Source organism: Muriicola sp., assembly GCF_049669965.1.
GTDB lineage: Bacteria > Bacteroidota > Bacteroidia > Flavobacteriales > Flavobacteriaceae > Muriicola.
Genome location: NZ_JBATLB010000051.1, coordinates 15,641 through 36,233, shown reverse-complemented (window position 1 = coordinate 36,233; position 20,593 = coordinate 15,641). Strand labels below are relative to the sequence as shown.

The 20,593-nt window shown below is 41.6% G+C and carries 20 protein-coding genes; 10 read left to right on the top strand and 10 right to left on the bottom strand.

Going from position 1 to position 20,593, the window contains the following annotated elements; all coding sequences use genetic code 11:
* A partial coding sequence (locus WBM49_RS03195) for a DNA-3-methyladenine glycosylase I (RefSeq protein WP_424370620.1) occupies window positions 1-164 on the bottom strand: 164 nt, incomplete at its 3' end.
* 165 nt (window positions 165-329) lie between these two features.
* Between WBM49_RS03195 and WBM49_RS03190 the strand changes: the two genes are divergently transcribed.
* Complete coding sequence (locus tag WBM49_RS03190) at window positions 330-1,253, top strand: LysR family transcriptional regulator (protein ID WP_424370619.1); 924 nt, start codon at window positions 330-332, stop codon at window positions 1,251-1,253.
* Between the two features lie 75 nt (window positions 1,254-1,328).
* Here the strand turns inward: WBM49_RS03190 and WBM49_RS03185 are convergent, their stop codons facing one another.
* Window positions 1,329-1,688 (bottom strand): hypothetical protein, encoded by a 360-nt coding sequence (locus tag WBM49_RS03185; RefSeq protein ID WP_424370618.1) that lies wholly within the window; start codon window positions 1,686-1,688, stop codon window positions 1,329-1,331.
* A 138-nt stretch (window positions 1,689-1,826) separates the two neighbouring features.
* Between WBM49_RS03185 and WBM49_RS03180 the strand changes: the two genes are divergently transcribed.
* The 5 genes from WBM49_RS03180 (at window position 1,827) to WBM49_RS03160 (ending at window position 7,662) form a co-directional block, all read left to right on the top strand.
* Entirely contained in the window at window positions 1,827-2,504 is a 678-nt protein-coding gene (locus WBM49_RS03180; RefSeq protein ID WP_424370617.1) for a TetR/AcrR family transcriptional regulator, read from the top strand.
* A gap of 1 nt (window position 2,505) precedes the next feature.
* On the top strand, window positions 2,506-4,173 hold the full coding sequence (locus WBM49_RS03175) for a peptidase domain-containing ABC transporter (RefSeq protein ID WP_424370616.1): 1,668 nt from the start codon (window positions 2,506-2,508) through the stop codon (window positions 4,171-4,173).
* Between the two features lie 4 nt (window positions 4,174-4,177).
* Window positions 4,178-5,530 (top strand): HlyD family secretion protein, encoded by a 1,353-nt coding sequence (locus WBM49_RS03170; RefSeq protein ID WP_424370615.1) that lies wholly within the window; start codon window positions 4,178-4,180, stop codon window positions 5,528-5,530.
* The gene (locus tag WBM49_RS03165; protein WP_424370614.1) at window positions 5,530-6,936 is read left to right on the top strand and encodes a TolC family protein; all 1,407 of its coding nucleotides are present in this window, start codon (window positions 5,530-5,532) and stop codon (window positions 6,934-6,936) included. The genes WBM49_RS03170 and WBM49_RS03165 overlap by 1 nt, the downstream gene beginning before the upstream one ends.
* Before the next feature lie 111 nt (window positions 6,937-7,047).
* Window positions 7,048-7,662 carry a thioredoxin family protein gene (locus WBM49_RS03160; protein WP_424370613.1) on the top strand — a complete coding sequence of 205 codons (615 nt, stop codon included), beginning with the start codon at window positions 7,048-7,050 and terminating at the stop codon, window positions 7,660-7,662.
* Here WBM49_RS03160 and WBM49_RS03155 read toward each other — a convergent pair.
* The 6 genes from WBM49_RS03155 to WBM49_RS03130 all read right to left on the bottom strand — a co-directional run bounded on the left by WBM49_RS03155 (window position 7,645) and on the right by WBM49_RS03130 (window position 13,097).
* Complete coding sequence (locus WBM49_RS03155) at window positions 7,645-8,406, bottom strand: hypothetical protein (protein ID WP_424370612.1); 762 nt, start codon at window positions 8,404-8,406, stop codon at window positions 7,645-7,647. The genes WBM49_RS03160 and WBM49_RS03155 overlap by 18 nt on opposite strands.
* A 42-nt stretch (window positions 8,407-8,448) precedes the next feature.
* Window positions 8,449-9,162, bottom strand: coding sequence for a tRNA pseudouridine(55) synthase TruB (gene truB, locus WBM49_RS03150; protein WP_424370611.1), 714 nt, complete (start codon window positions 9,160-9,162; stop codon window positions 8,449-8,451).
* A 10-nt stretch (window positions 9,163-9,172) separates the two neighbouring features.
* Window positions 9,173-9,967 (bottom strand): undecaprenyl-diphosphate phosphatase, encoded by a 795-nt coding sequence (locus WBM49_RS03145; RefSeq protein WP_424370610.1) that lies wholly within the window; start codon window positions 9,965-9,967, stop codon window positions 9,173-9,175.
* Window positions 9,968-10,231 (bottom strand): DUF3098 domain-containing protein, encoded by a 264-nt coding sequence (locus tag WBM49_RS03140; RefSeq protein ID WP_424370609.1) that lies wholly within the window; start codon window positions 10,229-10,231, stop codon window positions 9,968-9,970.
* A 10-nt stretch (window positions 10,232-10,241) separates the two neighbouring features.
* A complete protein-coding gene (locus WBM49_RS03135; protein WP_424370608.1) occupies window positions 10,242-11,120 on the bottom strand; it encodes a cell division protein FtsX in 879 nt (292 codons plus the stop codon).
* Between the two features lie 99 nt (window positions 11,121-11,219).
* Window positions 11,220-13,097: a T9SS type B sorting domain-containing protein gene (locus WBM49_RS03130; protein WP_424370607.1), complete on the bottom strand. Its 1,878-nt coding sequence runs from the start codon at window positions 13,095-13,097 to the stop codon at window positions 11,220-11,222.
* Between the two features lie 148 nt (window positions 13,098-13,245).
* Here WBM49_RS03130 and leuS point away from each other — a divergent pair, with 148 nt between their 5' ends.
* From leuS to WBM49_RS03115, 3 genes are all read left to right on the top strand, one after another.
* Window positions 13,246-16,080 carry a leucine--tRNA ligase gene (leuS, locus tag WBM49_RS03125; protein WP_424370606.1) on the top strand — a complete coding sequence of 945 codons (2,835 nt, stop codon included), beginning with the start codon at window positions 13,246-13,248 and terminating at the stop codon, window positions 16,078-16,080.
* A gap of 193 nt (window positions 16,081-16,273) precedes the next feature.
* Window positions 16,274-17,374 carry an alanine dehydrogenase gene (gene ald / locus WBM49_RS03120; RefSeq protein ID WP_424370605.1) on the top strand — a complete coding sequence of 367 codons (1,101 nt, stop codon included), beginning with the start codon at window positions 16,274-16,276 and terminating at the stop codon, window positions 17,372-17,374.
* A 95-nt stretch (window positions 17,375-17,469) separates the two neighbouring features.
* Window positions 17,470-18,165 (top strand): zinc metallopeptidase, encoded by a 696-nt coding sequence (locus WBM49_RS03115; RefSeq protein ID WP_424370604.1) that lies wholly within the window; start codon window positions 17,470-17,472, stop codon window positions 18,163-18,165.
* A gap of 51 nt (window positions 18,166-18,216) precedes the next feature.
* Here WBM49_RS03115 and WBM49_RS03110 read toward each other — a convergent pair whose 3' ends face one another.
* Both WBM49_RS03110 and WBM49_RS03105 read right to left on the bottom strand, forming a co-directional pair.
* Entirely contained in the window at window positions 18,217-18,687 is a 471-nt protein-coding gene (locus WBM49_RS03110) for an Lrp/AsnC ligand binding domain-containing protein (RefSeq protein WP_424370603.1), read from the bottom strand.
* Between the two features lie 49 nt (window positions 18,688-18,736).
* A complete protein-coding gene (locus WBM49_RS03105) occupies window positions 18,737-20,110 on the bottom strand; it encodes a saccharopine dehydrogenase family protein (protein WP_424370602.1) in 1,374 nt (457 codons plus the stop codon).
* Between the two features lie 79 nt (window positions 20,111-20,189).
* Between WBM49_RS03105 and WBM49_RS03100 the strand changes: the two genes are divergently transcribed.
* On the top strand, window positions 20,190-20,576 hold the full coding sequence (locus WBM49_RS03100; RefSeq protein WP_424370601.1) for a DUF423 domain-containing protein: 387 nt from the start codon (window positions 20,190-20,192) through the stop codon (window positions 20,574-20,576).
* Window positions 20,577-20,593: the final 17 nt, after the last annotated feature.

Here is a 20,593-nt window from a genome sequence, read left to right as displayed (position 1 = left end):
CGTTTATTCAGGATAGTGATCCAACTAAGTCCGGCCTGGAAGGTTTCCAGGATCAGAAATTCAAAGAGGGTGGCGTCGTCCTTTACAGGTACACCCCATTCGTGATCGTGATATGATTTATACAAATCACTGCTCAAGCACCATCCACAGCGTTTTTTTTCCATTGCCTAGATCCCTTTCTTAAAGATAGGAGAATATTTTAAAAATCTTTAAAGATAAACAAGAAGTATTAACCAGACTACGTTCCTCCGCTTGGCGTAATCCTTCGATCTTCGGAAGAAGATGTTTATTTTTTTTTATATTTAATGCGATGTACATAACTATTACTTATGAATTATACTTTGCAACAATTGCGCATCTTTAAAAAGATCTCGGAAACCAAGAGTATTACCAAGGCTTCTGAGGAGCTCCATTTAACCCAACCCGCGGTATCTATTCAGCTTAAAAAGCTTCAGGACCAGTTCGATATTCCGCTGACAGAGGTTATCGGAAGGCAATTATACATAACAGAATTCGGCTATGAGATCGCTGAGGCCAGTGAACGGATCCTGAATGAAGTGCATGCTATTCGCTACAGATCAAAGGCCTACAAAGGTCAGCTGGTAGGAAAGCTGAGTATTTCTATTGTCTCCACAGCAAAATATGTGATGCCCTATTTTTTATCGGGATTCATCAGGCAGCACGAGGGAGTAGATCTACATATAGATGTAACCAACAAGGCCGGAGTAATTAAAAGCCTTGAGGATAATGCGGTCGACTTTGCACTGGTCTCTGTATTGCCCGAACAATTGAATGTCAAAAAGGTCACCTTGATGCAGAATAAGCTCTATCTGGTTGGCAGTCAATTTCCCGCTCAGGTTAAGGAGAAAATACGAAAGTCGGATTTTGAAAAATTGCCCTTTATTTTCAGGGAGCAAGGATCGGCCACAAGAAAGGCTATGGTCGATTTTCTAAGTGCCAATAGCATTCGAACCGGAAAGATCATGGAGCTAACTTCTAATGAGGCAGTTAAACAAGCAGTTATTGCGGGTCTAGGATATTCCATTATGCCCATAATTGGCTTAAAGAATGAGTTGAACAATGGATCCCTTCAAATATTACCTACAAAGGGTTTGCCTATTAGTACCTCATGGAATCTTATCTGGCTGCATTCAAAGAAATTCTCACCAACGGCTCAGGCGTATTTAGAATATATAAGGGCAGAAAAAGATGAGGTGATAAAGGAGAAATTTAGTTGGTATGAAAATTACTGATCAGGAAAAACAAAACCGGCAGCTTCGATCCCAATGGAAAAGGATCGATGCACACCGGTATCAGAGAACAAACACTTACTTTATCAGTTCACCTGTAGACAGGGCATCTTCTAAGTGCGCATCTACCGTACTGAAATTTCTAAAAAATTTTGTTCCATCTGCTGGCTTAAGAGTCACGATGGTTTGCCCGTCAGCAGAATAGGAATGCGAAACTACTTCGACTTTTTTTCCATAAAGCGTCTTAAAATTTGCGATACCTCCGCGTTTTATGATGAAATTCTTTCTTGGAAAATCGATGTGCTTATAGTTGGCTGTTGATGGTTTTGCAATGGTTAGGACAGTCCCGGCCTCAATGGGGATTTGCTGTTTTTCCTGGGCGAAAGCAAAGGTCGCACCGCTAAACATGCATGCTATTAGGAATCTTTTGAGAACCATGAGTTTAGTTTTTGTTTAGTATCTCAAATGTATATACTTAATCGCAATATGTCAAGCAATACTCTTGTTAAAAAACAGTTAAACTATTATAAAGTGATAGTAATACTATTATATTTGTCGCCTTAAAGTCGGATTAATATGAAACATTTATTGCAGTCCATGAAGATTGAGGTCAATAAAATGACCTATCTGAAAGACCCGGAGTCTTCAGATCTTGGGAAAAGGATCATAGAGCACAGTATTCTTATGTTACACGATATGGGTTTTGATGCTTTTACCTTTAAAAAGTTAGGCGAAATGATAGGTTCTAATGAAAGTTCTATCTACCGCTATTTTGAGAATAAACACAAGCTATTGCTTTACTTAACCTCCTGGTATTGGGGTTGGCAGGAATATCAGTTTGTTTTTGCAACCAATAGTATAGCAGATCCTACCGAAAAATTGGAAAAGGCCATTGAAATAATAACCCAGCCCGTGGTTCTGGATGCCTCCTATTCCCATATAAATGAAGTGCTGCTCAACGACATCATTATTAATGAGTATTCCAAGTCGTATCTTACCAAAGAAGTAGATACCGAGAATAAGGAAGGGTATTTTGAGATATACAAGCGCATGGTTCTAAGGATCAGTGAAATGATAGAGAATCTTAAACCCAATTACATGTATCCCTCAAGTCTGGCGAGTACCTTATTGGAAGGTTCCCTGCATCAATATTTTTTAACACAGCATTTTCCTTCATTGACCGATTGCAATAATAAGGTCACCCCCACTGAATATTTTAAACATCTGGTGTTTAATTCCATAAAAGAAATCTAAGATGGCCAAAACTGTACTTACTGCATGGCAACGTTTATTAGGGTTGCTAAAATTGGATAAGAGAGACGTTCTGCAGGTCTTTTATTACGCCATTTTTGCCGGACTCGTAAACCTCTCCCTTCCCCTGGGAATACAGGCGATCATTAATTTGATACAGGGAGCCCAGATCAGCACCTCCTGGATTGTGCTGGTCATACTGGTTACCCTTGGGGTCGCTTTTGTTGGAATATTGCAATTGATGCAGATACGCATCATAGAAAATTTACAACAGAAGATATTTACACGTGCCTCTTTCGAATTTGCATATCGTTTTCCAAAGATAAAAATGAGCGAATTACGCAATTTTTACCCTCCGGAGTTGGCTAACCGTTTCTTTGACACAATTACCGTTCAAAAAGGATTGGCAAAGATCCTGGTAGACTTCCCTGCAGCTTTGTTGCAGATCATCTTTGGGTTGTTGCTGCTATCCTTTTATCACCCTTTCTTTATTATCTACGGATTTCTGTTATTGATACTAATCTACTTTGTCTTTAAGTTTACAGCTCAAAGAGGCCTGGATACTAGTCTTGCCGAATCCGAGAACAAATACAAAGTGGCCCATTGGATTCAGGAAGTAGCCAGGTCTATCATTAGTTTTAAGCTTTCGGGCAAAACAAATTTGGCAATGTATAAGAACGATCTTTTAGTTGAGAAATACCTGGAAGCTCGGGAGAGTCATTTTCGTATCCTGGTGATTCAATTTATACAAATGATAGGGTTTAAGATTTTGGTTACCCTTGGACTCCTGCTAATCGGAGGGATTTTGGTGCTGAACCAGGAGATGAATATTGGGCAGTTTGTGGCAGCGGAGATCATCATTCTTCTGGTGATCAATAGTGTTGAAAAACTTATCCTTGGATTGGAAACCTTCTATGATTTACTGACCTCTTTAGAAAAGCTGGGGCAGGTGGTAGATAAAGATCTGGAGTCTCAGGATGGTGAAAGACCTTTCAAAGAAAACGATCCTTTCAATATAGAACTCAAGGATATTGTGTATAAAGTGCCGGGCACAGAAAATTATATAATTAACAAGGTCTCCATTATGATCACACCCGGTTGTACAATATTGATCAATGGGGATAGTAGTTCGGGTAAATCCACTCTGTTGCGACTCATTGCTGGCATTCTGGAACCAGATGCAGGAACTATTTATGTCAATAATGTCTCTCTTAAATCGATCTCCCTGGATTACTACAGGTCTCACATTGGGCAATCTCTATCGGAGGAATCACCTTTTGAGGGTAGTATCCTTGAAAATATCACTTTCGGTGATACCTCATTGAGCAATGAAGACGTCTATTGGGCATTAGAGCATGCCGGTCTAACAGAATTTGTAAAGAATCAACCAAAGGGCCTAAAAACTATGCTATATCCGGAAGGGCAACAAATTCCTTATGTGATCAGCAAAAAAATAGTATTGGCCCGAAGTATTGTGCGGAGGCCCCGCTTACTTATCCTGAAAGATCCATTGGATCATTTCAACCCGGAAGAAGCGGAAAAAATGATGAAGTTCTTGTCAGACAGAAAAAATCCATGGGCCTTGGTTGTGGTTAGTCAGAATCCAAAATGGGTAAAGCAATGTGCCAGGATCATTACCATGAAAGATGGGCAAATAATTAAAGAGAAGTAAAGCTATGCTGAATATATCTCCAAACAGGCTGAATCAGAAAATTGACCTTTTGCCATTTAAATCATCACAAAAGGTTTTTCATTCACGACATTACAAGCATTTTGACCGCTTTTTGCTGGCCTTTACTCTTGTTGGGTTTGTCGTGCTATTTTTGCCCTGGACTCAAACGATCTCCGGGGATGGTTACCTAACGACCCGAAATCCGGAGCACAGACCTCAAACAATACAATCTCCCATCCCGGGAAGGATAGAAAAGTGGTATGTGCAAGAAGGCGATTTTGTAAATAAAGGGGATACTATTCTTTTTATTTCAGAGGTAAAAAATGAATACTTCGATCCAAATCTGATCGCCAGAACCGGGGATCAGATCAAGGCGAAATCTATGTCTGTAACTTCCTACCAGGGAAAGGTAAAATCGCTGAATTCACAAATGCAGGCGTTGAACAATGAGCGGATCTTAAAGCTGGAGCAGGCGCGAAACAAACTGCTGCAAGCCGGGTTGAAAGTACAGAGCGACAGCATAGATCTCGAGGCAGCTAAAACAAATATCAGCATTGCTCAGCGACAATACGATCGGGTAGTTCAGCTACAGAATGAAGGTTTGAAGGCAGTGACCGATGTGGAAGAAAAACGTCTGAAATTACAGGAAACCCAGGCTAAACTGATCTCTCAGGAGAACAAACTTCTCGCCGCTAAGAATGAGATCCTAAATGCATCTATGGAGATCAACAGGGTGCAGGCAGAATACACAGAAAAGATCTCAAAGGCAGAAAGTGACATGTACACGGCCCAGTCTAGTCAGTTTGATTCTGAAGCACAGGTAACGAAGCTCGAAAATGAATACACTAATTACGAGATACGGAGCCAGATGTATTATATCCGTGCCCCGCAAAGTGGATTTATAAACAAAGCCTTGCAGGCAGGGATCGGTGAGACTTTTAAAGAGGGAGATCAATTGGTGGGGATCATGCCATCAGAATACCAATTGGCAGTGGAGACCTTTGTGGCACCCATCGATCTTCCACTTATCCATCTAGGGGAAAAGGTCCGTATTCAGTTCGATGGATGGCCCGCGATCATTTTCAGTGGTTGGCCCAATGTGTCTTACGGAACCTATGGAGGTACTGTGGTAGCCATTGAAACCTTTATTAGCAGCAATGGAAAATACAGAGTGCTCCTGGCGCCAGATCCGGAAGACTATGACTGGCCTAAAGACATCCGTGTGGGTTCTGGGGCAAATACCCTGGCACTCCTGGAAGATGTGCCTATTTGGTATGAGTTGTGGAGACAGTTAAACGGTTTCCCTCCTAACTATTATCAACCGGAAGATATCATGGCAAATTCAGCTAAAAAATAATGATGAAGAAGCTGCTTGTACTTTTCATGATTTTAGGATGCTTTTCCATGGCCGCCCAGGAAAAAGACGGGCTGACGCTTCATTTCAGGGAATACCTGGGGTATGTTAAAAAATATCATCCTATTGCAAAACAAGCCGAATTGGTCATTGCCGTTGGTGAAGCAAACCTGATGAAGGCACGTGGAGGGTTCGATCCTAAGGTGGAAGTAGATTACAATAGGAAGAAATTCAAAGGAACCGAATATTACGACCAATTGAATGCAACCTTTAAGATCCCTACCTGGTATGGAGTTGAACTAAAAGGGAATTTTGAGCAGACAGATGGTGATTTTTTGAATCCGGAGCGAACTTTGCCCGAGGACGGACTTTACAGCGCCGGGGTATCTTTTTCTTTAGGTCAGGGCTTTTTGGCAAATGACAGGATGGCGACCCTCCGAAAAGCTAAGTTTTTCAGAGAGCAAACTCTGGCAGACAGGGACCTCCTGGTGAATAGTATTCTTTATGAGGCTTCTGTGGCATACTTCAACTGGCTTCAGGCGTATAACGACCGCGAGATCTTCCGAAATTTTCTGGAAAATGCATCTATTCGGTTCGAAGGCGTAAAAGAAAGGGCACTTTCCGGAGATATTGCGGCCATTGATACTGTTGAAGCGAAGATCGCTTATCAAAACAGGGCACTTGGCCTTACACAGGCAGAAGTGGCCCTTCGTAATACAGCTTTGGAGTTATCTAACTTTCTTTGGATGCCCAACGATGTACCTGTTGAACTGGAGGATGGTATCATCCCAGATACCTCCCTTCAAAATGAGATAGATATTGCCTTGGAAATTCTCGGAAAACCTTTAGATAGCTTTACCATTGAAAATCATCCAAAGATAAAATCGCTCGCCTCTAAAATAGATCAACTGGTTATAGACAGAAGACTAAAATCCAATAATCTGTTGCCTACAATAGATTTGGAGTATAATTTCCTGACCGAAACACCCGAATTGATCAATTCTCTTGGTTCGGAAAATTACAAAAGCGGACTCAATGTGCGTTTGCCACTCTTTTTGAGAAAAGAGAGGGGAGAACTTAAGCTGGCAAAGTTTAAGTTGAGGGATGCAGAATATGAGTATGACAACGCAACGGTATCTATCACCAATAAGATCCTGGCGATCTATAATGAACTCGATTCTTATGACGAGCAGAATAAATTAGTATTCGATATAGTAAACAATTATGGCGTATTGCTGAGCGGAGAGGAACGGAAGTTTAGTTTTGGGGAGAGTTCTTTATTCCTGATCAATAGCCGGGAAAACACGCTTATAGATGCCAGGCTAAAGCAAAACGAGCTCCAAAACAAGTTCTTTACAGCTAAGGCAAAGCTTTTTCAGAGTTTAGCCATCAATCCGGAAAATTTGTAGTTCAGGACACTATCAATAGCTCTATGTAAGGAATGAATACTTTGTACTACCAATAAAAAGTATTTTCCACAGTCTTTTTCATTTGTAAAACCTAAGATCCTTAAAAATTCTATGACCGGTCATACTACTAAAGGAATCATTGAAAAGGCACTTGCAGATGCCATGTCGTACACAGCGTTTCGCGAACTGGTCTCAAACCTGGCGGCAAAGGACGGTACCACTGGGCCAGAACAAACGCAAGCGTATAAACAGTATACCATTTTGAACGATCAGAGAATGCGTCGCTGGGACAAAACCTTGAAGATATCGGATGAGGTTGTACAGCAACTACAGGGGTATCAAAAGAAAGTGTATTGGCTGGTGATCACTGAAAGTTGGTGTGGTGATGCTGCTCCTTCCCTGCCGGTGATGAATAAGATTGCCATGACCAATGATAAGATTACGCTTCGGATTGTTCTCCGAAATCAGCACCCCAAGTTAATGGCTTCATTTCTTACGGATAACAAAATGTCCATTCCTAAATTGATAATGATAGAAAAGGATACTATGGAAGTGCTGGGAACCTGGGGCCCCTTACCCGGTAAGGCAACCCAACTGGCCACGGAATACAAACAACTACATGGATCCCTATCCCCGGAATTTAAGGAGGACCTGCAACAGTGGTTTAATAAGGATAAAGGACAAAATATTCTGAACGACCTGCGGCTTTTACTTACTTTGAAATAGATAGGTAATAGTCCCTATTTGAGTCGTTTTTGTGGAAGCGTTAAACCTTGCTTTAAGTGCGTACTCCTTGGCATTCTCTACCAAACAGCCATTAGAGGTATTAGAGCTGGTGGCATTGAAATCTGCTTCAATAACATAACCTAATTTATCTACCTTTATATTGATCACTACGGTGCCCCCTTCCAGGCAGGTATAGATGGGTGGGGGAAGTTCATAATTCCGCCTGTCTACAAGGGAATAGGTTATACGTGTCCTCCTGTTCGCCAGGTAATCTGTAAATTCTTTTTTCTCTGCTTCCTTTTCACCTAATTGTTCTTTTCGCTCTTCCCGTTTTTTAGCCAGCTCCCTTAAGGTGGCCGCATATTCAGGATCTGCATTTACAATATCATCAAGGGAATTTTCTTCAGAATTCAGATTGTGTTCTTCCATGAGTTCCTCCAGTGTTTTCAAGGGCTCAGGGTTGCCAAAACTTGGCTTGGCAGTTTCATTAATCGCCTGGTTACTTTTTATGGGATCTGCATTGGCCAATTCTTCGGCCAGTTTCTCTTCCTGCTCTAACAGTTCTTGCAGATCTTCATCGGCAAGACTCATTTCTATCACATATTCATCCTCTTGCTCCGCACCCAAATGTAAATTGTACAGTAGCAAGATCATCAGGGCCAGGGAAAAAAAGGTGATGATGAACGAAAGTTGATTTCTGTTCAAATTCATTAACCCCTGGAAGATATGTGACACTTTTTTCATAAAAAAGTTCTTAGCAGTCCATTAAATTACAAAAAGAACTGGCTATTCCTCTAACAGTAGCGTTCTGAAAATAGTAGGATCTACTGCATTATCTACGTTGTATTCACCTATTTTGGTTCTTCTCAAGGCGGAAAGATGGCCCCCTACGCCCAAGGCCTTCCCAAAATCGTGTGCCAGAGATCGTATGTAAGTACCTTTGCTGCAAATTATCCTAAAGTCTACTGTTGGCATGTTAATCGCAGAAATCTCAAAATTAAAAATCTCTACCTCACGAGATGGGATGTCTACCTCTGATCCCTCCCTTGCATATTCATATAAACGTTTTCCATCCTTTTTTAGTGCCGAGAACAGTGGAGGTTTTTGTTGAATGGCGCCCTTAAATTGGTGGGTAGCCTCAATAATTTCTTGGCTCGTAAGTTGGTCAGTACTCATTATCTCCTGAACCTCGGTTTCCAGGTCATAGGAGGGAGTGGTGGCCCCCAGGGTGATGGTACCCGTATACTCTTTTAATTGTCCCTGTAAATCTGCTATCTTCTTGGTAAATTTTCCGGTACAAACCACTAGTAAACCCGTTGCTAAGGGATCTAAAGTGCCTGCGTGTCCGACCTTTATTTTCTTAAGGCTAAACTTTTTTCTGATGGTCCATTTTACTGAATTAACCGCTTGGAAAGATGTCCAGTTTAAGGGCTTATCCAAGAGCAGGATTTGCCCTTCCAGGAACTCATCTTTGGATATGGATGCAACAGAGGCTTTCATTTCGAAGGTTTTAGTTCCAGAGGCCAAAAGCGATGGCGACAAGGCCAACAAGAAAGCAATAGATAGCAAAATACTGCAGTTTACTTTGCCTAACCAATTGGATCATCCAGGTGCAGGCTACGAGGCCGGCTAAAAAAGCGGCTATAAATCCGGCTCCCAAACTGGCTATTTGGGCACTGTGAAAATCTATCTGTCCTCCAAAAAGGTCTTTTGCCATTTTACCTAAAATAAGGGGTACTACCATTAGGAAAGAAAAGCGAGCTGCTTTGGATTTATCAATTCCCAGCAGAACCGATGTTGAAATAGTGGCACCGCTTCTGGAGATCCCGGGTAAAATGGCAATTGCCTGAGAGACACCAATAATAAAGGCATTTAAAAAGGTTACCTTTTTATCTGTTTCTTTCGCTCTGTCTGCCAGATATAACAACAAGGCTGTGATGATCAGCATATAACCAACGAGTAATACATTTTCACCAAAAAGGCCTTCTAATCGTTCTTCAAAAAATAAACCTATAAAGGCTGCAGGGAACATGGAGAGAATAATCTTAAGGGAAAACCGGGTTTCTTCATTCCACTTGAAACACAATAATCCTTTCAATATTTCCAATACATCGGCTCTAAAAACCACGATCGTGCTAAGCGCTGTGGCAAAATGCAGTATAACAGTGAAAAGGAGGCTATCTTCCGGGATGGAGGCGTCTCCTAAAATGGCCTTTCCCAGTTCTAGATGCCCGCTGGATGAAACCGGCAAGAATTCTGTTAATCCCTGAACAATACCAAGAATGATGGCGTCAATGATTTCCAATTAATTTTTCTTATGAGGATTTAACAGGATGGCGTACACTTCCAGGCCTAAACCTATTAAGACCAGGGTAGGAGCCAGACGTATTCTTCTGAAATTGTAGATGTCCGTATTAAAAACGGTAGGGTCATCACTTCCTCCCCCACTCATCAAAATAAATCCTAAGGCCATACAGGCAATACCAATAAACATAAAGAGGTAATTCTTTTTTTGAAAAATGAATTCCTTTCTATTAATTTCCTGTTGATTCTTATTCTTCTTACCCATGGCAGCAAAGTTAATAATATAAATCGTCTGTCCTAAGATTTAGGAATCGCTGGGTGGCGAAAAAGGTACTTAAAAGCGAAATCAATACGCCGAGAATGAACACCCCTAAAAAAAGTGCTCCCAGTATCCAGTAATCTTCCAGAAGACTTAGTTCGGGGAAATTGAGATCCATGTAGTACAATAATGCGCCCAAAACCAATAGCGCCAATAGCGCCCCTAACATCCCCAATTTAATATTAATCCAGATAAACGGCCTTCTGATAAAGGTTTTGGTGGCCCCCACCATTTGCATGGTTTTAATTATAAAGCGTTTAGAGTATATGGAGAGACGAATAGAGCTATTGATCAATAGTACTGCGATAAAAGTAAAGATGGCACAGACCGTAAGTATCCAGAAGGAGATCTTTTTTACATTGTCGGTGAGCAGTGCTATGAGAGGTTTGTCATAACTCACTTCTTCCACATATCCCTTGGCTGAAATTTCCTCGGCAATAGAAGCGATCTGATCTGTAGTTACGAACTCTGCATTTAACTGCACATCTATTGAATTCTTTAGCGGATTATAGCCGAGAAAATCAATAAAATTCTCTCCGATCTCATCACTGTGTTGTTCCGCAGCTTCCTCTTTGGAAACATAGGTAGCAGTTTTGGTGTATGGAGCCAGAGCCAGACTTTTTTGGAGCTGATCTATTTCTACCTGTTTGGCATTGTCCTTTAAAAAAACGGATAAGGTTATTTGTTCCTTAAAATGATCGGCCAGTTTTTTTGTATTGAGTACCAAAAGTCCCAAAACCCCAAGAAGAAAAAGAACTAATCCTATGCTTAACACCACAGAGAAATAAGAAGAAATCAATTTTCTTTTTTGATATCGTTCAAAACTTGTACTCATAGAAGGCTTATAATGGCGTAAAAATACTAAAGTATGATGAACCTTAAGAGCAGAGCATTGTTATTATTTTAGATTGATTGGTACCACCCGTTTCCAAACTTACCTTTTGAGAGAAACATGTCCTTTGAAAAGCTCGCCCTCTATCCTTATCGAATACCAATAATCTCCGGATGGCATATCCTGATTATTATACCTGCCATCCCAGAGCATAGGGGCATTAAAGGAGCTTTTTAGTAATTTTCCATACCGATCGAAGAGGTTTATCTCGTAATCCGGGGTAGTTTCTATGCCATCAATTTTAAAAACATCATTGATATTATCTCCATTGGGGGTAAAAAATTTAGGGACCACCAGGTGAAAGTAGCTTACACTAACATTTCCACAACTAATATCATTCCTTACATAAATAGTATAAACTCCCCCCGGGATATTAAAAAAACGAGATTCATCCTGGAAATTGATACCATCTAAGGAATACTCAAACACTCCCTCATTTAAGGTTGAGATCAGAATGTCGTAATCCTGGGAAAAAACCTCATCTACAACGGGCAGATCTATCTGATTAAGCAATATTGTTTTTATGTTAGAACAACCTCTGGGATCTGTCACCTCCACCGTGTAGGTACCCGGTTGAGAAACGGTAATGTTGGGTGTAGTTTCACCGGTATTCCATTCATATGTCACCCCAGTGACCCGGGATTCTAGTGTAATATCGGTATTTTCACAAAAAAATAGTTCCTCATCTATTACCACCGGTAGGGGATAGAACTCCAGGGTAACAGCAGTCCTGTTATCCGATGGGCAATTGGCCATCGTTGGTACTGCTTCTGCATAGTATGTTCCTGCCGTGTCTGTAGTAAAGGAAGAAGTGTTAGACGCTACCAGTGTTCCGCCGGTGGGGGCATCATACCAGTTCACCAGCATTCCGGGAGGAACTCTCACGGTAAGGATGCCATTTTCAATATTTTCACAAATGCGTATATCTCCTATGCTGTTTGGCGGATTAGGAGTGGGCACCAAAATGATTTCGAAGACCTCTGAAATAACATTACATAGGTCGTTAGAAATATTGATCAGGTCTTCTGAAACCTTTACCCTGTAGTAGGTATCGCTATTAACGAGCGGGGTGCTGTAAGTATCCGTTGTTTCACCGGGAATATCGAGCCAATTTATGGCATCTGTACTCTCCTGCCATTGATAGAAATGATTTGAGAATATACTGAAATCCGGGGAAGCGGTTATAGTGGCACTCACCGGACCATCATCTTCACAGGCATAAATGGAAGTTTCATTGGCGGTGTCTGATATAGTGATCAGGTCTCCGCATGATCTAAAGACAATATCATCAATGGCCAGGTCATTACCGCAGCCTCCACTGCCGTTATTGATCATTTTTAAAATGACGGATGTCTGGCCAGGAACTGTTGTAAAAAGTAAGGCATACTGGCCCCATTCCGGAGAGGTCTTGTCTACAATATCTCCGGTTTCCCCGGAGGCCAGTAAATTAGTATCCGTACTATCCCAAATTTCGAATTTTACATTTATAGGAATGCCAGTTCCCGGGCATCCGGCACCGGATCTGGGGTGTAAATTCAATAACCAGGAGGAAAACTCATAGGAAGTATTTTCACATAGGCCGGTGATAGTTCTCTTATAGAATTCCCCGGGTGTAAAGCTTGCATTTACAATAAACGCTTTCCCACTTATATCACCTGGGGTATGATCCTGAATATTAAACCAATCGAAGTACCCCGCCGTGCTACTGGCAATGGTGTAACTGCCATCGTCTGGTGCGCCGTTTACGTAGGTATAGGTAGTGGTGCCTGCAGGTAAAGCGGGTCCATTGGTAGTGCCTGTTCCAAAATCTTCAGTAAAGATGGGGCTCCCAGAATTCCCCGCACAAAAACCCAATTGCGCAGAAAGCCCGTGGCTGCAGCCAAGTATCATTAGAAAGACGATAGCTTTTAAAAGATTCATTTTAACTACTAAATATATAATTTTGGAATCGATGTTTAAACAATTTTGCACTGCCTTATAGGGTAAACGCTTTTTTGTTCTAAGTATTGGCTTTCCCGTTTCAGGGATTACGCCTATTTTTGCCGGGATAGAAAGAGAAGATAAAACAATGAATTACGATTTTAGAAGAATCGAGGATAAGTGGCAAAGATATTGGGCAGAACACCAAACATATAAGGCCTCCAATAGATCTGATAAAGAGAAATTCTACGTGCTGGATATGTTTCCCTATCCCTCTGGGGCAGGCTTACATGTGGGCCATCCGCTTGGATACATTGCCAGCGATATCTATGCACGCTACAAAAGACATCAGGGCTTTAATGTACTTCATCCAATGGGGTACGATTCTTTTGGATTGCCCGCTGAGCAGTATGCCATACAAACCGGGCAGCATCCGGCCCTTACCACCGAAACAAATATCAAAAGGTATAGGGAGCAATTAGATAAATTAGGATTTTCGTTCGACTGGAGCAGGGAGGTGCGCACTTCGGACCCCACCTATTACAAATGGACCCAATGGATCTTTATTCAGTTATTCAACTCCTGGTATAACAAGGACTCGAATAAGGCAGAACCCATTTCCGCCTTAGTGGAAAAATTGAAATTAGAAGGAAACACTAATATCAGTGCCGTTTGTGACGAGGATACTCCCTTTTTAACAGCAGAGCAGTGGAAGGCATTAGACCATGTTGCACAACAGAAATTGTTGTTGAAATACCGACTCACCTATTTGGCGGATACGGAAGTAAATTGGTGTCCCGGCCTTGGCACTGTTTTGGCAAACGATGAGATCGTCAATGGTGTATCCGAACGTGGTGGCCATCCGGTAGTGCGGAAGAAAATGACCCAATGGAGCATGCGGATCACCGCTTATGCACAGCGATTATTAGATGGACTGGAGACCATTGACTGGCCCCAACCTTTAAAAGACGCTCAAACCAATTGGATAGGTCGTTCCGTTGGAGCATCCCTCACTTTTTTTACAGAACCAATAGGACCCAACAACAGCACCTATCCTATAGAAGTTTTTACAACTAGGCCGGACACCCTCTTTGGCGTGAGTTTTATGACCTTGGCACCTGAGCACGACTTGGTAGGCAAGATCACAACCAAAGAGCAGGAAGTAGTGGTGAAAAAGTACGTCTTAGAGACCTCCAAACGTTCTGAAAGGGATCGTATGGCCGATGTTAAAACCATCAGTGGAGTGTTTACGGGAGCATACGCATTTCATCCGTTTACTCAGGAAAAAATTCCAATTTGGATCGGGGACTATGTGCTGGCCGGGTATGGGACAGGAGCGGTAATGTCCGTTCCATGCGGGGATCAACGCGATTTTGATTTTGCCAAACACTTTAATATCCCAATTCCGAACATCTTTGAAGGCGTGGACATCTCCGAAGAAGCCTTTGCAGATAAAGAAGGAACCATTATTACTAATTCCGATTTTTTAAATGGACTTTCTTATAAGGAAGCTTCAAAAAAAGTAATTGAAGAGCTCGAAAAGAAAGGACTTGGGAAAGGAAAAGTGAATTATAGACTAAGAGATGCTGTGTTTAGCAGGCAACGCTACTGGGGAGAGCCCTTTCCTGTCTACTATGTTAATGATATACCAGTAATGGTGCCGGAAGAGAAGCTTCCGTTGACCTTGCCGGAGGTAGAAAAATACCTCCCTACAGAGACGGGCGAGCCACCCCTGGGAAATGCAGTTCAATGGGCCTGGTGCACAAAAACGAAAGAAGTGGTCTCTAATGACCGTATAGATCACAAAGAGGTATTTCCGTTGGAATTGAATACCATGCCTGGATGGGCCGGTAGTTCACAGTACTTCAACAGATATATGGATCCAGGAAATACGGAGGCTATATTTTCCAGGGAGGCCATAGGCTATTGGCAAGATGTAGATCTTTACATTGGTGGCATTGAGCACGCTACCGGACACTTATTGTATTCCAGGTTCTGGCAAAAATTTATGTTCGATATGGGATGGGTTCCCAAAGAAGAATACGCCAGGAAACTCATCAACCAGGGAATGATCCTGGGTACCAGTGCATTTGTGTATAGAGAAGAAGGCACCAATAGGCTGTTTTCAAAAGGACTGATCAAAGGACTAAGGGTAGATCCCATCCATGCGGATGTCTCTCTGGTCAACTCCTCGGATGAATTAGACGTAGCCGCTTTTAAAGCATGGCGGCCTGAATTTAAGGAGGCAGATTTTATACTTGAAAAAGGTTCCTTTTATGTAGGACGGGAAGTTGAAAAAATGTCGAAATCCAAATACAATGTGGTGAATCCGGATGCCATATGCGAAGAATATGGAGCCGACGCTTTGCGTTTGTATGAAATGTTCTTAGGTCCTCTGGAACAATCCAAACCCTGGAATACAGCAGGGATCACGGGGGTGTATTCTTTTTTAAAGAAAATGTGGCGATTATACCATTCAAATAAAGACGGTCGGTTTTACCTGTCTGAGGAAGAGCCGAAAGCAGAATCCCTTAAAACACTGCACAAAACAATTAAAAAAGTTAACGAGGATATTGAGAACTTTTCATTCAATACCTCGGTGGCTACTTTTATGATCTGTGTAAATGAATTAACCGCACAGAAATGCTACTGTAGAGCTATACTAGAACCGCTGGCTGTATTAATTGCTCCGTATGCGCCGCATTTAGCAGAAGAATTATGGGAACTGTTGGGCCACACAAGCTCTGTAAGTGGTGCCAGCTTTCCGAAATATGAGAAGAAATACCTTGTGGAAAACACAAAAGAATACCCTATCTCTTTTAACGGGAAGATGCGATTTACGATCACATTGTCTTTAGATCTTTCTAAGGAAGAAATAGAAAAACAGGTTTTGGCTCATGAAAAGACAAAAGCACAATTAGGCGGCAGCATCCCCAAAAAGATCATTGTGGTACCGGGCAAGATCGTAAATATTGTTGAATAATAGGTTTCCCCTCCCTATATTTAATAGAAATATTTAAAAATATATAATTATTTAAACAATACCCCCTATAAATTAGGGGGTATTGTCTTTAAAAAGATTAATTATAAAGGAATACCCCTACTTTTTATCGATATTATTTTTCTGGCTCGATTATTAGTTCCAAATTTGAAAAGAACTAACAAAACTATTACGTATGATCATCGGGGTACCAAAAGAAATTAAAAATAATGAAAGTCGGGTAGGCATGACGCCTGCCGGTATTTATGAACTTGTAAAGAACAACCATACTGTTTATGTGCAGTCTACTGCCGGAGAGGGAAGTGGCTTTTTTGACGAGGATTATATAGAAGCTGGGGCAACCATCATGGCAACTATAGAAGAAGTATACTTGTCTAGCGATATGATTGTTAAAGTGAAAGAACCTATTGAGCCAGAATACCACTTAATTCAAAAAGGTCAGGTAATCTTCACTTATTTTCATTTTGCCTCCAGTGAAAAATTGACTCGAGCCATGATTGCCAGCGGGGCCATATGCATTGCCTATGAAACGGTAGAAGATGAAGATGGCTCATTACCCTTGCTTACACCTATGTCTGAAGTTGCGGGAAGAATGGCCATACAACAAGGGGCTAAATATTTGGAAAAACCTGAAAAAGGAAGAGGCGTGTTGTTAGGGGGTGTTCCAGGCGTGCCACCTGGAAAAGTATTGGTGCTGGGTGCCGGTATTGTAGGCACTCAGGCTGCTAAAATGGCAGCAGGGCTGGGAGCCCATGTAACCATTTTGGATATTAATATGAAACGCTTGCGCTATATCAATGATGTAATGCCCAGCCATGTGGTGACAGAGTTCTCTAATGAATTTAATATTCGCAAGCATATAAAAACCCATGATCTTATCATAGGAGGAGTAGTTTTAAAAGGTGCTAAGGCTCCTAATCTTATAACCAGGGACATGCTAAGATCTATGCGGCCAGGGACGGTTATCGTGGATGTAGCGGTAGATCAGGGAGGTTGTGTGGAAACTACAAGACCCACAACTCACGAGGATCCGGTGTATATTATTGATGATGTGGTTCATTATTCAGTAGCCAATATGCCAGGTGCAGTACCCTATACTTCAACCATGGCATTGACTAATGTTACCTTGCCTTATGTTCTTGCATTGGCCAATAAAGGTTGGTTTAAAGCATGTGAGGATGATCTTTCTTTGCATAAGGGATTAAATATTATTGAAGGTGAAGTGGCCTATAAGGAAATCATTGAAACATTTCAATGGGATACGGCACTAGCCTGAGTTTAGCTTACATTTTGTCAGTCTTTTAAACCCTGTCTACTCTGGCGGGGTTTTTGCTATCTATTTTGTAATTTTAATTATAAATTGGAAACCATATGATGATCTATTATATTTTGCTTGGAGCTATAGCCTTGGTAAGCTGGCTCGTAAGCAGTAAATTGAAAAGCAAGTTTAAGCACTATTCTAAGGTGCATCTCAGGAATGGGATGAGTGGGGCGGAAATAGCCGAGAAGATGTTGGCAGATCACGGCATCAGAGATGTTAAAGTGGTCTCTACCTCCGGGATGCTAACGGATCATTACAATCCGGTGAACAAGACGGTAAATCTTAGTGAAAGCGTATACAGTCAGCGAAATGCAGCTTCGGCTGCTGTAGCGGCCCATGAATGCGGGCACGCAGTACAACATGCCCAGGCCTATGAATGGCTCACCTTGCGTTCTAAGTTGGTACCCGTCGTAAGCGTTACTTCAGGAATGTCTACCTGGATAGTCTTTGGAGGTATAATGCTAGGGGCAGCTGCAGGTGCCGGATTAGGATTTTGGGTAGCAGTGGCAGGACTCGTTTTAATGGGTCTGGCAACTGTATTCAGTTTTATAACCTTACCCGTGGAATACGATGCGAGCAACAGGGCTCTGGCCTGGCTTAAAAGGAAGAATGTAGTTACCCCGGAGGAGTACAAAGGATCTGAAGATGCTCTTAAATGGGCAGCTCGCACCTATTTGGTGGCAGCCATAGGATCTTTGGCCACTTTGGTATATTGGGGACTGCAGGTATTGGGTGGAAGAGACTAACTAGAATTATATAAAATACAGCCAGTTCGATCTATATTGAACTGGCTTTTTTTAGATCGTTATTTGGCGGTCTATTTGCTGATTAAGGGATATAAATGTCTCCGTCCTGGATACGCCCTCAATTTGTTGAATGTTTTTATTTAGGACCTGCATAAGATGTTCATTATCTCTGCAGAGAACTTTAATAAGAATAGACCAGTTTCCTGTGGTGTAGTGGCATTCCAGTACTTCGGGTATCTTTTCAAGTGCTTTCACAGCAGTGGGATTGCTCATCGCCTTATCCAGAAAAATTCCAATATACGCCATGGTGGTATACCCTAAAATTTTTGGATTTATAACAAATTTAGAGCCTGCTATCAGACCAGATTTTTCCAGTTTCCGCAAGCGTTGGTGAATAGCAGCCCCGGAGATCCCAATATTCCGTGCAATTTCTAGAATAGGTCTCCTGGCATCTTCCATCAGGTACCTCAAAATCTTTTTGTCTATCCCGTCTATTTTTACTTTATCGGTAGGAGAAGGCATTTTTTTTGTTTTAATAGTTTACTAAAGATAGTATTTCTCCTTACAATTACTAACCTGCAACAGAATCAGGATTATACCCCAGATAGGGAACCTTGTATTCCTCGAAGATCACATCATAACTTATAAGTTCCTTTAATACTGGTTCATAAACTTCCTTCCTGATGGGGATCTGAACTCCGGGCGTATTTATCTTCTTGTTTAGGATCAGAAGGGTTGCCATTGCTACGGGGAGTCCAACGGTCTTTGCCATAGCCGTGTGAGTTCTATTTTCTCCCAGGACCACCATATTGGCATCTATTTGTTCTTTCTTTCCGTTGAGTAAATAGCCAAATTTATGGTACATAACAATCATATCCTTGTCATCTTCTGCTAAGGTCCACTGAGCTTCCAGGATCTCTTGTAGCATTTGGGCGGGAGTAGCTTTCGTTATTGAAATGATTTTTTTTGGGTTAAACAGATCTAATTCCAGCAGCTTGCTCCAGGTGCTGTCATCCTGATCAATCTTTAGATAATGGCGTAATTTTAATTCTACAGAATCTGTTGGAGAATAGGGCAGGAACAAATTGGTGAATTCTCTGTAAGACATACCTTCCGAATTTTCTACCACATAACTATCATCGGTCATACCCAATTGTACAAACATATTCCATGCTTTAGAAAATCCAACCCTTCGCATGGTTCCTCGGTAAAGGGTAAGAGCATTTTCCAGGCCATATGCCTCCCGGTAATTCAGGGAGTCCCTGTTAGCGTAGGCTTCAAAGGTACCGTACCCTTTTATTTCCATAAATTCTGTCCGGCGAAAAAGTTTATGATATGGGATATACTTATAGGTTCCTTCCTGAATGAACTTGGCGGCCCCTCCCTGCCCTGCGACTACCACGTTTCGGGGATTCCAGGTAAATTTGTAATTCCATAAGTTGGAGTCGCTTTCTGGAGCAACCAGGCCACCGGTAAAGGATTCAAAGAGAAGCATTTTTCCACCTTTATCTCGGATACGGTCAATGATCTGCATGGCGCTCATATGATCTATTCCGGGATCCAGGCCAATTTCATTCATAAAAATGAGTCCGGCTTTTTTAACTTCTTCGTTCATGGCTCTCATTTCATCACTGACGTAGGATGCTGTTACCAGGTTTTTTTTAAGTAACAGGCAGTCTTTTGCAATAATGGCATGGAACCGAGCCGGTAGCATAGATACGACAATATCTGCCCCGGAAACAGCAGATTGTCTATCCGCTGTAGCATTAATATCAAGGGTTAAAAGTGTACAGGCGGGATGCTCTTTGATATGCCCAGGGATGTCTTTGGTGTTGAGATCGGCAATGGTAATTTGCAGGTTTTCACTTTCGGATTTCTCCAGAAAATAATCCAACATATACGAGGTAGATTTTCCGGCTCCTACAACCAAAATTTTACGCTTCATTCTTAATGCTTACTTTTGAATTCAAGAAATACTAAGGTATCAATTTGTTACATTTATAAAGAAATAAGGCTGTTAAGTTATGAACAGAACAATTTTAGGTACTGCTGTTTTCTTCGGGTTACTGTCGGTGGTGCTTGGTGCATTTGGTGCCCACGGACTTAAAAGTTTGATAAGTGAATCTTCATTGGAAAGCTACCAAACGGGGGTGGCCTATCAAATGTATCATGCATTGGTACTTTTATGGTTGGGTTCTATGGCGAATTGGACAGCAACACAGAAAAAGTGGATCTACTACTGCTTTACTTTTGGTATACTATTGTTTTCCTTCTCCATCTATTTATTGGCCACTAATGACCTTAGCTCTATCAACTTTACAGCTATAGCGTTTATTACGCCATTGGGAGGGGGATTCCTTATAAGCGGATGGTTGATAATGGGTTATCGTGTTTTTAAGTATTTAGGCTAATCAATGATTTATTTTAT